We start from the raw sequence: 14,585 nt of genomic DNA, 5'->3' as shown, positions 1-14,585 counted from the left end.
AAAATTGCGATTTTGAGCAGAAAAGAAAAAGAGGCTTTAAATGATCTTTGAAAGGTCTTTGAAGACCCTTTGAGAACACCTTTAAAACTCTTTGAAAAAAAATAAATTGGTACAAAACCTAGTGGCAAATTATACAAAACCTGCTGGCAAGCTACAGAGGGGGTAGGAATGCTATATTTATATAAAATCAATAGATTATATAGAAGTTCGGGAATTTTGATTCCGTTGATTCTTTTAACTTATTTTCTGCCTATCCCGAACCTTTTTAGAGCTTATTCTCGATCATTTAGTTCTAAATTTATCTTTTATTTTCTCTTCTTTCAGATATTAAGAAAGATGGCTGTGAGAGAAGGAATTGTGTTAGAGATCTGCTAAGGTTATTGTGTTTCAAAGGTTGCTTTTTAACACCTTTTGAACTATATTACCACCTTATTGTAAGGTAGGAGTATAGTCATGGCTACAACTGTTAAACTGTCTGATGATCTCATTAATGAGGCTAAGCGTTACGCGTCTGTTTATAGCCGCTCGGTTCCTAAGCAAATTGAATATTGGTCGCGTATGGGCAAAATAGCCGAAGAAAATCCAGATCTCTCCTTTCAATTTATTCAAGCAATCTTACTTGGACAACAAGAAAATGCAGATGGCGATGTAACAGCATTCGAATTTGGCTGAATCTATGCAAGTTTTACAAACCCATTCATTTAAAAAAACTGTCAAAAAACTGCATGCCAACCAAAAAAAAGATCTAGACCAAGCTGTTCGCGTCATTATGAAAACGCCCACCATTGGTCAAGCCAAAACAGGTGATCTTTCTGGTGTTTTTGTCTATAAATTTAAAATGGCCAAGCAATTGACGCTGCTTGCTTACAGCTATGAAGATCACACGATTACTTTGACCTTGTTAGCACTTGGCTCTCATGAAAATTTTTACCGAGATCTTAAAGCATAATATATTTTACAACTTGATAGAGGCACACAGCATTAATTTTACTAAAGTTCTCCAGTGCTAAAGGTATTAAACCAAAATTTATAGATATGATCAAGCTATATTGGGCACCTAATTGCGGCATAATATTTTTAGCTAAACCGATTGGAGGACTTTGCAGCAAAGGAGTACTGCACTCATCTGCTATTACATACCTATAACTTGAGTTAAAAACAAAGCTCTTCCGTACACCCCAACAAATGGCTTTGTCATGATAGAACTTTACTAGATTAGAGGTAAGTCAGTAGCATCTGTTATAAATTTAACGCTTCGCACTTTCCTCGGTAAATTCAAGCCGCAAAATACTAAATACAACTAAGTCCTATAGCTCAATGCGCACATAATCATGCATGGTGTTTCTACGCTCAACAAGTTACACCTCAGTTCTCTTGCGCAAATACGAATAAGAAGGGTTTAATTTGCTAATTTTAGCTCAGTCTTAAGTACAACGTCTGGAAAGGCTACACGTGCCTGCTGCATCAACGTAATATTAATGCCATAGAAAAATCCCTTACTATCTGCTATAGCTTCATAAGGATTGCCTATAATGTAAAAAATGAAAAATAATATAAAATAAATTTACAAAAATGATTGACTAGGATATTAAAGCACGATAACGATTCATGCAATGCAAATCCGCAAGAGGAGATAAGGTATTGCATTTTAATTGAAGGTTTAGTCTTTAAGGAAAGTAAAAGCCTTATCCAACTAAGGCTCCGTGGGGAGGGGGCCATTACATGCAAGAACAAACATTTGTAAATTATAAGAAAAATGCTTATGAATTGGGCGTGGAGCGTTTACGCTCTATGGAATTGGTCGAGACCCCTTCAATTCTTGAAGAAATGGCCGATGTTGCCCCTGATCTCGCAAAATTCATCATCTCTTTTGTGTATGGAGAAATTTATGAGCGACCTCACTTAACAAGCCGTATTCGGCAGCTTGCCACCGTTGCCATCTTTGCAACTCTCGGTAATGCAAGACGGCAACTCAAATTCCACCTTACCAGTGCTCTTAATTTTGGGTGTAGTCCTGCTGAGCTGATTGAAGTAATGATACAGTTGGCACTTTATGCAGGGTTTCCAGCAGCCTTAAATAGTGTTTTTGCTGCAAAAGAGGTCTTTGATGAAAAGCAACTAGACTTCATATCTAGTTGCAGCTCGCCATTAGTATGCGAGGATCGCTACGAATCTGGACTGAAGGCACTAGAACATATTGATGGCCCCGATGGACAAATGATTATTAAGACACTGGGTAGCATTGCTCCAGACTTAGCTCGTTTTGTTGTTGAGTTTGGGTTTGGTGATATCTACACACGGCCTATCCTCAACTTCTTTGAACGGGAAATTATAACGGTGGCAGCGTTAGGAACGTTAGGAACTGCGATTCCACAGCTGAAGCTGCATATACAGGGTCTGCTTAATGTAGGTGGCACGCCCGAACAGGTGATTGAATTAGCAATTTCACATTGCTCCTTATGCAGGCTTTCCTGCAGCGATTAATGTCGTTGAAATTGCTAAAGAAGTTTTTGCCTCACGCAAGGAGACATAGAGAAATTTATTTGCCAGCAACATCATTATTATCAAAAGCGTGATACTTACGAATTTAATTTTTTTTGAAGGGAGAAATTAATAATGAGCCTTGCGTATGCATTCTTCGATGTAGATGGCACCCTTATTCGGAGCAAGAGTATGCTCGCTTTCCACGATTTCTGGTATAAATCTTGGCTAGGTTTTTCAACCAACGCTCACCAAGAGGAATATGCAGATACTACTGCTATTTTACGTGCACACCATGATAACCAGAGTCCGCGCAGCGTAATAAACCGTCGCTTTTATGAATTTTTTGCCGGACGTGCTGTAGCAGAAGTAACAAGATGTGCAGAAACTTGGGCAAAGCGCGCGTTGATTAATCCTACTTTCTTAATCCAAGAAGTAGTAACAGAACTAAAATCCCATCATAGCCAAAAAATTGAGCCGGTCTTAGTATCCGGCTCTTTTATAGAAATTCTAGCCCCCATTGCAGAACATCTAGGTGTACCTTACATCTTGGCCACAAAACTATTGCATGATGGGCAAAAATATAATGGCCGTTTCGTCCCTCCGCAAACGATCGGCGTTGGAAAAGCGCTTGCGATTCAGGATTTTATTGAAAAACATGGTGGTGACCTTAAGAACTGCTGGGCCTACGGTGATGATATTTCCGATGAGCATATGCTGAAGCTTGTAGGTCATCCTGTCGCTGTTATTGGCGATCCTTTTCTTGAGGCGTATGCTCACAAGCATGGTTGGCGCTGTTTAAATCTACCTAAAGAATCACAAACTCTAGCATTCTCCTCTAAAAAGGTATTTCCTTTTAATGAGACGTCTTTACATGAAATATCAGTTCTTTAGTTATTCAACCTAATCACAATAAACTTTAAGGCTATCTTATTATTTAAACAATTTAATAATACTCAATACATTAAATATAATACAGTAATACATAATGCATGGCTAAAAATAAACTAGCTGAATATTAATAATTACAACTTCAGGTATAGAAAATGCTAAACGAAATGATAAAAAACACGACCGGAATTTACTCACAACAACAGAAACGTATTTTAGTCACAGGAGGCGCTCGCGGCATCGGTAAAGCAATTGTTCTAAACTTATTGAAAAATGGTCATAAGGTAGCAAGTGCAGACATCATTGACGTAGAACTACCAACCTCCATCGATACGGCAAGCTTATGTAAATTGATTGTTGATATCCGCGATAAAGAAGCCATTGACTCTTCTGTCCATAAGGTTATCTCAGAATTTGGTGGTCTTGATGTCTTAGTTAATGTAGCAGGCATTTGTTATAGTGGCGATCCAGAAACAATTGATGCTCAAGAATGTGCTGAAACATTTGATGTGAATATTAAAGGAATGTTCTATATAACAGCTGCTACTTTACCCTATCTAAAAAAGGAAATTCGCGCCGATATTATAAATATTTCATCCATATGGGGTGTAGAATACAATCCTTCTTTAATTTCCTATTCTTCTTCTAAATTTGCTGTAGAGGGCTATACTGGTGGGTTGCGCTTATAGGGAATGCCACAAAATATTCGTGTTTGTTCAATCCAAGTTGATAAAGTTAATACGGATTTTCGTCGCAATTTTAAAGGATTCCCAGAGATACCTCCAGAGAATCTTGCCAAAATGCTTCACCCAGATGACATTGCTTCCGCGGTCAACTTTATTCTTTCCTCATCTAATACCGCACAAATTTCTTCTATACGTCTCGATGCTCCACTTTGGTATCAAGTATAAGGATCTATCCAATGAAAATCACGCCCAGAATAGCTCTTGTCTTAACCCTCGTAGGAACCTTTTTTTGGGGTTCCAATTTCCAAGCCACTAAGATAGCTTTAACGACTGTTTCTCCATGGACAGCTTCTTTTGAGCGGTTTCTCATTGCCGTAATCGCCATATTTTTAATTATGATTTTCAAAGAAGGCTTGCGGTGGCATGTTTTATCGCAAAATTTTATTTCTTATATTTTCCTAGGGATTATCGGTGTGGCAGGGTTTAATGGCGCTTTATTTGTTGGCTTGCAAACGTCAAATCCCATAACAGCCTCCCTCATCATGGCGACAACCCCTATTAGTGCTAATATTATTGAAGCTATCATGAATAAATCTTTCCCAACCTGTGAGAGGGTTATAGGGATGCTCATTAGTATGTTCGGGGTCTATTTAGTCATAACAAATGGGAGATTTTTGTCTAACCATGTTTCCTTTGCCAAAGGAGATATTATGATTCTTTTAGGTTCCATTGGTTGGGCGTTCTATACCGTGGGCACGCGGTCATTTGTCAAGAACGCAACCCCGCTTGAAACAACAAGCTGGACGATGCTCTCTGGCACCGTCGCCCTTGGCGTCCTAACCTTTTTATTCGAATCCCCTCTTCAAGAAACGATGTCTATGTCCGGCGCTAGTTTATTCGCACTCCTTTGGATGGGGGGTGCAGGATCAGTTTTAGCCTACCTATTTTGGAATATTGGAATAGCGATCCGAGGTCCGGGTAAGACGGCGATATTTTTCAATTTTGTACCTATTTCAGCCTTATTGGTGCAAATCCTGTTCGGCTTCATCCCTCAAATCATGCAAATCATAGGCGTTTTTGTTACGATTTTTGGAGTTCTAATCGGACAAGGCTATATATTCAGCTTACTAGGATCTAGAAAAGCCGTTCCCAATGCGCATAAAGAGTAATATACTTTTTAAGATGAATGGAAATTGGCGTGTTATTTTTCGCTTTATCGGAACAGATGTGGAGCTTGTTGATTATCAAGATTACCATTGATGAAAGGAATGAAAACAAATGACGCATAACCCCGCCCATTCTAGTGAAGTTCTAAAAGTAGCTTTTTTAGAAGAAATGGGGATAACAATACAAAAATTAGCGTATCATCTTCATATAACAAAATACGTATTTATTGTCAAATAATATTTTATCTTTTTTGATATTTTTTCTTATTTTTTAAATACGTTGTGTATTGATAATATCTTATGCTTATTAATTGCTTCTTTTATATTTATGTGCTTTTAAAGATATATTGTAGGTTTTATGAAACGATTGCGTTATTTTCTGAATCTATATATTTATAATATTTAGAAACGCTCTCATAATGCGTATTTTTAGCTTTATAAACTATCATTTTTTTACTAAATGAATTTTAAATTTTTTGTGAATTTTGTTTATAAGGGGCTCTAATTTAAACAACCTTAATAGCACCGCGCTCTTATAAAAAATGCTTTCATTTGCATTTTTGCTTTCTCTATAGCTGTTATGTTCTTTATAGCCATGGCATCATTTTTCATGTTCATAAGAGAAATGATAAATAGGATAATTGCGATTTATTGCCTGTTATGAAAACACTTATGAAAACATCTCAATAGAAACTGATCATTATAGAGATGAGCAAAATCCCTTTTAATAAACTTTTGTCATTTTTGTCAGTTCTTTTTAGAACCTATATCATTTTTTTTAAATGAGAGAAAATTAAAATCATTATATTTCAATAAGTTAAGTTTTATCAATTTTTCAAAATACAACTTATTAAAACAGCCATAATAAATAAATACAACTGTAAATATATATTTGTCAGTTTATGTCAGTACATTGAATCGACAAAAGTGATCATTTAGTGAATGATTAAAACATGTCTTATGAGAGTATGTGATCTTTTAAAGCCTTTCAAAAGAAAGGGATTATAATCATAATAAATGCTATCAAGACCATTATGGTTGTGAGTTTTGGAGGTTTTGGGGGGGGTGGGGGTAGAAACATTCAAAACCTATAAGTAATATAAGAAAATGAATATACATAATTCTGTTTAAACAAAGCTTTTGAAAAGGATAAAGCTATCATTTTAGATTACGATATAATCTTTTAAAGGCAATCAAAATAAGAGTATTTAAAAGTGCAAATGATTTCTTTTTAGAATAACGCATATAAATACTCCTTTTAAAGATTGTATGTAAGCAATTTATAAAAGTGATATAGAACCTATAGGTATAAGACCTTATACCCCTTGTGAGGTTAATATGCCTATCATGTGAGCATGCTTTATAAGTTATTTGGTTTCTCTAATTTCTAATTTTGGTAAGTTCTTAACAATTTTCATTGTTTCTAAACTTACAGTAATAACCCTTTGAAACAACTCTAATGGATAAGCAGGGTTGCCAATGGTTTCAACAGCATAGTGATTGGCATCATTCACAATACCACTCTTTTTATCTGTTTTTACACATTGACGCCCCATAAACCATTCAAGAGCAGGCTTGCCATTGACGATATACTCATAAGCTTACTTAGGGAGATCTGTCATGATGATATTGCTATTATAAGTAACTGTTGATTTATTCTTTTCCTTACTATCCTTAATTTTTGCGAATTTCATTTCAGTCACATAATAAAACTTTTCGGGATTAGAGATGTCAGTTAATTTTGGATTACCCTTTTTAAAGGTCTCAGGATAAGGTTCTACAGTTTCATAGTTTACGTGCAAATGACCCAATTTACGCCCTGCTGTTACAAACTTCCAAAATCATCAGCATTCTTTACACACGGGATACGCGGCAATTCTTTAGAGAGGTTATTGACATAACGAGTGCGATAATCTTCTGAATGCAAAAGACCGTAAACATAATAAAACAGATCATCTTTAGTGTTTTTTCATTGGGATAAGCAGTTTTAAAATGCGCTAATCCTTCATCAGTTATGGCATTACGCATTTTCTTTTTTCTTGTTTTAGTAAATAAACTATCGTCATGCTATTTTTCTTATCAAGCGATAATAATGGAGTGTTTCTTGTTGTCTCTAATATGTAACAGTTCCAATAAATTTGGTCTATTCTATGAATAACAGTCTTTACTTGAAGCTCAAGATTATATTACATGCAACACCTTAAAATTAAGAAGCATATAGAGCATATGATTGTCATTTAACAGTGTCATTGTAAAATCTTCAAAAGCGGGGGAAATGATATGGTTTGCACAACACATAAAGCAGGTGTATACAGTACAGTCTATGCTTTTCTCTCAGATGTTATAAGTATTATTCTCATCAAAAAATTAAAAAATTGTTACGCGGTTGGCGATTTTTTCTGTGACGCTGATGATATGGTTCATTTTGTTGCTCATTTTGAGGACACAATGAATGCATAGATTTTTTTTCACTTTTGTTTTTGCGGCTATTTTGTGCCTTTTCTCATTGCCGAGTTTTGCCGAAAACATTCGTGAGAAAGCGATTAATCAATCAGAGAGCATCCAACGACAACAAACACAACAACAGCGTTCTCAGCAATTGCAGCGTAAAAACAAAACCCATGAGGTATTTTTGCCAGACGATGATACCACATCTGCCTATGGTGCTTCGCCTAGTACAACCTGTTTGCTGATCAAAAGCATTGAATTTGTTGATGCTCAGTTGATTTCTCATACCGACCTTCATGAAGCCATTTCTCTTTGGGAAGGACGGTGTTTGGGGATTGCCGAAATCAATAAAGTGCTCAAAGCGGTGACCAAGCTTTATATGAAGCGCGGCTATATTGCGGTGCGGGCTTATTTGCCTGAGCAAGATTTAAGCGGCGGTCATCTCAAGATTGTTGTTGTTGAAGGTGTGATGGAAGATATTACCCTTGATGGGCATAAAGTTGGAAGGAAATCTCAAGGAGAAATCACCACGGCTTTTCCAAACCTTATTGGAAAACCGACCAATCTGCGCCAGATAGAGCAAGGGCTTGATCAAATCAATCGGCTTTTCTCACGCCAAGCTACCATTAATCTTGGTGCGGGGAGCAATTCGGGTGGTTCGATACTCGATGTTCATATTGAAAAACAGAAACCTTGGCTTATTACGCTTTCCAGCGATAATCTTGGTGCTAAAGCAACAGGAATTTATCAAACGCGCTTGAGCCTTTCTTTTGATGATCTGTTGGGGATCAATGATCAATGGTCGTTTAGCTATCAGCGTTCTATGGATGGTAGTCCGTATCATTTTTCTCACAAGCGCCCCAATAGTGATACTCTAACGGGATCATTTTCTCTTCCCTATGGCACGTGGACAACAGGTTTTGATGGGACGTGGAGCCAATATCATTCGAGTGTTAAGGGGATATTTTCCGATATTATGACTGAGGGTAAGTCTTTATCGCTGACACCGTGGATTTCACGGGTTATTGACCGTGATCAAGAGGGAAAGACCTGGCTTACGGGACGCTTAACATGGAAATATTCTGATAATTTTATTATGGGCAGTCGGGTTGATGTTTCCAGCCGTAAACTGGCTATTGCAACCTTTGAGCTTGATCATTCGCGCAAGTGGCTTGGAGGAGAGTTAAGCGCGCATATAGGGTTTCATAAAGGGTTGGCAATTCTTGGCGCTTATGACGATAAGGAGCAAGAGAATGCAACAAAAAATTCACCCAAAGGGCAATTTTCCAAATTGTCTTTTTCCCTAGGCTACGTGCGTCCTTTTTCGCTCAAACAATATAACTTTCGCTATAACACGCTGTTTTCAGGACAATTATCACCCGACACATTGTTTAGTTCAGAACAAATATCGCTTGGTGGTAGTTCCTCTGTACGCGGAGTGCGTGAGGCGATTTATTACGGCAATAATGGGGCGTTTTGGCGCAATGAATTGTCGCTGTTGTTGCCAGGTTTTTCTTCGAGAATGGGGCGTAAATTTATAAGCCAATTTGCCCCTTATATGGCGCTTGATCTGGGGGCCGTGGCCAATGATGCAAACAAAAACAGTTTTGGCGGGAGCCTCGTTGGGGCAACTCTTGGTTTCCATGCAACCGGAGACATTACGGATATTGATGTGTCTTATTCGAATATTTTAACCCAATCGACAGTGCGAGAAAAGGGAAATGCGACAGGGTTATTTCAAGTGCGGGCATTATTGAGATTTTAGAGCAAAGGGGCGGTAAAAAATATCGCTGCGCTGTTTACACCCATATGGGTTATTTTTTTTAAGAGATAAAGAATTTTATGAGGAGCTGAAGATGCGGGGATTGAAAGATCAAAAGCATAGATTGAGATATGGATACAAGCGAGGAAAGCGCGTTCTTTGTGTTTTGCAGCGAGGGATCCATAAGGGGCTTTCACTGGTTTTAAGTTTTTGCTTAGCTTTTCAGCCTTTGTTGTTGCAAGCACAAGCGCTTGGAGCGCGAAGTCCTGTTGCACAAGAGAGCCAAGGGATTAAAGCAGCTGACGGGGTTGGTTCTGTTTTCCGCCCCACGGTGGGGAAAGCCGGCAATGATGTGCCGCTGATTGATATTGTGCGCCCCAATGGTCAGGGTCTTTCTCATAACAAATATGACAGTTTCAATGTTGATACCCATGGCGTGATTTTGAACAATTCGACTGAGGAAGTCTCGCGTTCACAGCTTGGGGGATTGGTGCCAGGCAACGGCAATTTGCGTTATAGCGGTGCAGCAAAGGTTATCCTTAATGAAGTGGTGAGTGCCAATCGCTCGCGTCTTGAAGGCGTGAGCGAAGTCCACGGGCATATGGCGGATGTTATTATCGCCAACCCCAATGGGATTACCTGTAACGGTTGTGGCTTTATCAATACTCCACGGGTGACTTTATCGACCGGACAACCGATCATTGGAGCCGATGGGGCTTTGAGTGGGTTGCGTGTTGAGGGTGGTGATATCACCATAGGCGCTCGTGGAGCTGATGGAAGTGCATTAGATATTTTTGATCTTGTTTCGCGCAAGATCAGTATCGGAGGTCCCATACAGGTCAAAGGGGATTTGGCTGTTATCGCTGGTCACAATCATTTTGATTATCATAAGCGCGAAGCAACTTCTCTTGGCTCTGATGGCAAAGAGCCAGAATTGGCGATTGATTCCAGTGAGTTTGGTGGAATGTATGCGGGGCAGATCCGCGTGATTGCCAATGATAAAGGCGCCGGCGTTAAGATGCGCGGAGACATGGTTGCCAATGCAGGCGCCATGAGATTGACAAGTGATGGCAAGCTGGTGATTGCCAAAGCACGCGCCAAAGGTGCGGTAAAAGCGCGTTCCCACCACGATAGTGTGCATGTGAAAGATCTGCTTTTTTCAGAAGAAGCGGTTGAACTGAAGGCTTTGAAACATGTTGAATTGGCTGAGCAAGCTCGCGTTGCGGCAAGCGGTGCTGTTGATGTGCGCGCCGATGTGATCAAGCTCCAGTCTCATGCTCTTATAGCAAGCGGTATTGGAAGTGATGGTCAACAGTCAGCGACGGGTTCTTTGCACTTAAAAGCGACAAAGCTTGAGGCGGGAAATGGGCGGATAGCCGCCGGTGATCTTTTAGAGATCCAAGCAGCAACAATTGATCTAAGCCGCATGCAAGACAATGATCAAACAGGGGTTTCTTCCCTTGGCGATCTGACCATTAAAACCAATCAAATCACTGCTTTAAACAACCATATTGGTGCCAAGGGGAATATTGTCTTGAGCGCCGATGATGCGCTCACTGTAGGTGCTGGACATTATAGCGCCGGCGGCTCTCTTTTGGTGCAAGCGGCAGAGCTTACATCAGGCGCTCATTTAGTTGCAGAACAAAAAATAGACCTTTATGCGCGTAGCGGTGATCTTGTCCAAGAAGGCACTGTCTGGTCTAATGGGAAGATAACGCTGGATGCCCATGGAGCCCTCAATCACACGGGTGATATTGTCAGTATGCAGCAGGTTGCCTTGACAGCGGGGGGCATGCTCACAACCGGTCAAGAGAGCACGATTTTAAGTTATGATGTGGTTTTAAGTGCTGATGCTTTAACCCAAGCAGGGACTGTGGAAGCCCAAGAAGGAGCATTAACCCTTCAAGTGCGTGATGGGGTTATCAATAGCGGCACAATGCGTGGTGAGAGTGTCGATGCTCATATTGGTGCATTTACCAATCAAGGGACGTTTATTGCAACCGATGATTTGCATTTGATGGTAAACGCACAAGAAGGCGTCGATCCGCAACAAGCTTTTCTTGAGAATACATCCGAAGGTGTCCTTCAAAGTGGTGGCGTTTTTGTTGTGATCGCAGGGCAATTAGACAATGCCGGTGTGCTTGGCTCTAGTGGTGAGAATGTTGCCCTTAATGTGGCAGGGAATGTCAGCAATAGTGGGCTGATTTACGCCAAAAAATCTATGGATCTATTCAGTGATGGTAATCTGAGCAATATACAGGGCAGAATTATTGCTGAAGAGGCTCTCACCATTGGTGGGCTGAAAGAGATACGTGCTGGTCATATAAATAATGAGGCTGGTCTTCTCAGTGCTTTAGCCGGTGAGATGAAGATTGTTGCAACGTCTTTTGTCAATAAAAGCGCTGAAACGACAAATTCAGACCAACAAAACGCTACACATGATGAAGGTGCGCATGTTTTAGCGCGGGATGGTTTGCGCATTGATGTGGGCAGTTTTGAGAATGTTGATGGTCTTATTTCGACGCAAGGGGCAGTCAATATTGTTGCTGATAGTGTGATCCAAGCAGGGCACATAGAGATTGAGCGTGGTGACCTTCAACTGACCAGCCATGGTGATTTAAGCAATAGTGGCACGATAGAAAGCAATGATACCATTGCTTTGCATGCGCAAAACACTCTGAACCAAACGGGGCGCATTGTCTCTAAAAAGCGGATAGAGCTTTCCAGTGATGGCATCTTGACAATGGGCGAGACAAGTGAGGTTGGCGCCTATGATGTAACGCTGAAGGCAGGCACACTCACCCAAGATGGGCTTGTGGAAGCGCAAGGCGGAGTACTTACTCTCAACAGCCATGATGTTTTAAGCAATTCCGGTATTATGGTGGGCGGTGTTGTTGATGCGAAGCTTGGGTCTTTAGCCAATTCAGGTCAGCTTTTAGCCAGTAACAGTTTTACGCTTGTGGCAGAAAGTCATGATCCGTCATTGGGGCAAGTTGCTCTGGTTTTAAATGGTGAAGACGGTGTTCTCAAAAGTGGTGGCGCTTTTGTTTTAACCGCAGATGTTTTGGACAATGCCGGCAGTATTGGTTCAAGTGGTGATGGGGTTGCGCTCAATGTGAGCGCTGATCTGAGTAATAGTGGGCTGATTTATGCCAAGAAATCTGCCATTTTCTCCTTAGATGGGGATTTTATTAATAAGTTTGCCGATGTCATTGCTGAAGACAATCTCATCATCCGTGGCTTAAGTGGAGAGCGGGCTGGTCATGTGATCAACAGCTCGGGGCTTTTAGAAGCCGTGTCAGGCGATATGACCTTCGATGTCTCAGCTCTCACCAACATGCGCGAAGGTGGGGTTGAAGTTAGCGATAAAGTGATTTCTCACAGTTACGTGCGAGGAGAATGGGAAAATATCCCAAATGTTGATAAACACACAAGGATCAAGAAAAATATCGACACTACGATCATTCGTCAGCAGCCTCATTTTATCAATAATGCTGCCCAGATTTTGGTAGGGCGCCATTTCACGGTTCATGCCGGTGATATCCGCAATAGTTATAGTTTGATTGCTGCTAATGGCAACATTGAGATGCAGGGTGATACGCTGCTCAATGAGGGGCGCGATTTAATCGAAACAACCAAGATTGTGACTAAAACACGCTACAGATATAAGCAATGTAGTATCACAAATCCAGGATGTATAGCGCAAGGTGCAGAAGAATGGGACGGTCCTACTTTTACCCAAACAACCAAACGCACTTATGATGCTGTTTACGGCACGATTGAAGCTGGTGGCACGCTTGATGCCAAGTTGACAGGCTATATTGATAATCATGCGGTGCGTGAGGGGGTTGAGCAAGTTGGCTTAAGCTCTGGCGATAAAGGTTTGGCTGGTGTTAAAAACACCGATTTTGACGGTTCCAAACCACTGATTAGTGATGATCGATTAGATGGGATTATCAATGGTTTGAAAGGGCACAAAGGGCTTTTTACACCAAGCACAAAAACACCCACACCAGAATCCATACAGGTGCCAACGCAAGATGGGCTAAACTCTGTCAAGACAGAATTGGACCAGACCCAATCACCGGATGTGCCGTTTTTAGTTGAGACGCGACAGGACTTTATCAACCCAAGTAAATTTTTGGGATCGGACTATTACTTAAAAAAGATTGGCAATTATAAGCCTGAGAACGTGTTTAAAAGATTAGGGGATGCTTATTTTGAATATCGTCTGGTGGGTGAGCAAATCTTTGAGCTGACAGGTAATCGCACTCTTCTTGATGTTGAAGATCCCAATGCTCAAATGCAAAGGCTCTATGACAATGCTGTGGAGCAGCAAGATCCCTTGGGGTTAGAGCTAGGCAAGCCCTTAACGCTTCAGCAGATTGCTGGGATCAAAAAGGATATGATCTGGCTTGAGACCCACCTTGTCGACGGACAAGAAGTCTTAGTGCCCCACGTTTATTTGGCGCCAAACACTTCTTTAGCACAAGATGTTTATGGGGCAAAAACGCAGCAAGGAAACCTTGCCAGTGCTAGAATAAAAGGCAATGGCGTCACTATAGAGACGGATCGTTTTGCCAATAGCGGTACCATATCAAGTAATGGTGCATTGCATGTTTCGACCACGCAAACGTTGTTCAATAATGGTGGGTTTTTGCTTGGCAGCGGTGCTGTAGATCTGAGCAGCCAAGGGCTTTTAGCCAATTCTTCCGGTGTTATTCTGGGGGATATCATCACCCTCAATGCTGAGACAATCATTGATGGTACCGCTAAAATCCGTGACACGAATGAATATGGTTTTGTTGATCGAGATGGGCAGCAGGCTCAAATCATTTCTATACAGGATTTAAATATTCAATCCCTTGGCGATTTAAGCATGAGCGGTGGGCAATGGAGCAGTGGTGGATCAACGACGGTGATTGTCGGTGGTTCTGCTACGTTTGGTTCATTAGTGCTAGAGAGTGACCATAAGGAGACATTGGAAAAAGGGCATTATAACGCCCAAAGCAGTGAGCACCGTTTGGCAGAAGTCAACAGTGATGGAGATTTGACCATTGTCACAGGTGGTGAGCTTAACCTTGAGGGAAAGTTTAAAGCCAAGGGCAATGGGGATTTCACCAGTGGTGGCGCTCTCAACGCGATTTCAGA

10 protein-coding genes and 3 pseudogenes are annotated in these 14,585 nt (G+C 40.7%); 12 read left to right on the top strand and 1 reads right to left on the bottom strand.

Annotation, left to right across the window (positions count from 1 at the left end):
• Positions 1-453: 453 nt before the first annotated feature.
• The 9 genes and pseudogenes from ACFIJL_RS07820 to ACFIJL_RS07780 all read left to right on the top strand — a co-directional run.
• Complete coding sequence (locus ACFIJL_RS07820; RefSeq protein ID WP_005773872.1) at positions 454-672, top strand: TA system antitoxin ParD family protein; 219 nt, start codon at positions 454-456, stop codon at positions 670-672.
• A 4-nt stretch (positions 673-676) separates the two neighbouring features.
• Positions 677-949: a type II toxin-antitoxin system RelE/ParE family toxin gene (locus ACFIJL_RS07815; RefSeq protein ID WP_375624028.1), complete on the top strand. Its 273-nt coding sequence runs from the start codon at positions 677-679 to the stop codon at positions 947-949.
• Between the two features lie 773 nt (positions 950-1,722).
• Positions 1,723-2,484: a carboxymuconolactone decarboxylase family protein gene (locus tag ACFIJL_RS07810; RefSeq protein ID WP_375624026.1), complete on the top strand. Its 762-nt coding sequence runs from the start codon at positions 1,723-1,725 to the stop codon at positions 2,482-2,484.
• A gap of 132 nt (positions 2,485-2,616) precedes the next feature.
• Positions 2,617-3,375, top strand: a complete 759-nt coding sequence (locus tag ACFIJL_RS07805; RefSeq protein ID WP_375624024.1) for an HAD family hydrolase — start codon at positions 2,617-2,619, stop codon at positions 3,373-3,375.
• A gap of 152 nt (positions 3,376-3,527) precedes the next feature.
• Positions 3,528-4,061 (top strand): SDR family oxidoreductase, encoded by a 534-nt coding sequence (locus tag ACFIJL_RS07800; protein ID WP_375624022.1) that lies wholly within the window; start codon positions 3,528-3,530, stop codon positions 4,059-4,061.
• A gap of 3 nt (positions 4,062-4,064) precedes the next feature.
• Entirely contained in the window at positions 4,065-4,283 is a 219-nt protein-coding gene (locus ACFIJL_RS07795; RefSeq protein ID WP_375624020.1) for a hypothetical protein, read from the top strand.
• 11 nt (positions 4,284-4,294) lie between these two features.
• Positions 4,295-5,227, top strand: a complete 933-nt coding sequence (locus tag ACFIJL_RS07790; protein ID WP_375624018.1) for a DMT family transporter — start codon at positions 4,295-4,297, stop codon at positions 5,225-5,227.
• Positions 5,228-5,240: 13 nt separating this feature from the next.
• A pseudogene (locus tag ACFIJL_RS07785) lies at positions 5,241-5,318 on the top strand (Killer protein); the annotation flags it as partial.
• 18 nt (positions 5,319-5,336) lie between these two features.
• Positions 5,337-5,441: pseudogene (locus tag ACFIJL_RS07780) on the top strand (transcriptional regulator); the annotation flags it as partial.
• Positions 5,442-6,591: 1,150 nt separating this feature from the next.
• Here ACFIJL_RS07780 and ACFIJL_RS07775 read toward each other — a convergent pair.
• Positions 6,592-7,249 (bottom strand): annotated as a pseudogene (locus ACFIJL_RS07775) (type ISP restriction/modification enzyme); the annotation flags it as partial.
• A 255-nt stretch (positions 7,250-7,504) separates the two neighbouring features.
• Between ACFIJL_RS07775 and ACFIJL_RS07770 the strand changes: the two are divergent.
• From ACFIJL_RS07770 to ACFIJL_RS07760, 3 genes are all read left to right on the top strand, one after another.
• Positions 7,505-7,684, top strand: a complete 180-nt coding sequence (locus tag ACFIJL_RS07770; RefSeq protein ID WP_026500659.1) for a hypothetical protein — start codon at positions 7,505-7,507, stop codon at positions 7,682-7,684.
• Positions 7,677-9,437, top strand: coding sequence for a ShlB/FhaC/HecB family hemolysin secretion/activation protein (locus ACFIJL_RS07765; RefSeq protein WP_375624015.1), 1,761 nt, complete (start codon positions 7,677-7,679; stop codon positions 9,435-9,437). The genes ACFIJL_RS07770 and ACFIJL_RS07765 overlap by 8 nt, the downstream gene beginning before the upstream one ends.
• A gap of 91 nt (positions 9,438-9,528) precedes the next feature.
• On the top strand, positions 9,529-14,585 hold a 5,057-nt coding region (locus tag ACFIJL_RS07760), incomplete at its 3' end, for a filamentous hemagglutinin N-terminal domain-containing protein (RefSeq protein ID WP_375624013.1).

The organism is Bartonella sp. TT119HLJHH (assembly GCF_042193385.1).
Classification (GTDB): Bacteria; Pseudomonadota; Alphaproteobacteria; order Rhizobiales; family Rhizobiaceae; genus Bartonella.
This window is presented reverse-complemented; position numbering and strand designations above follow the sequence as displayed.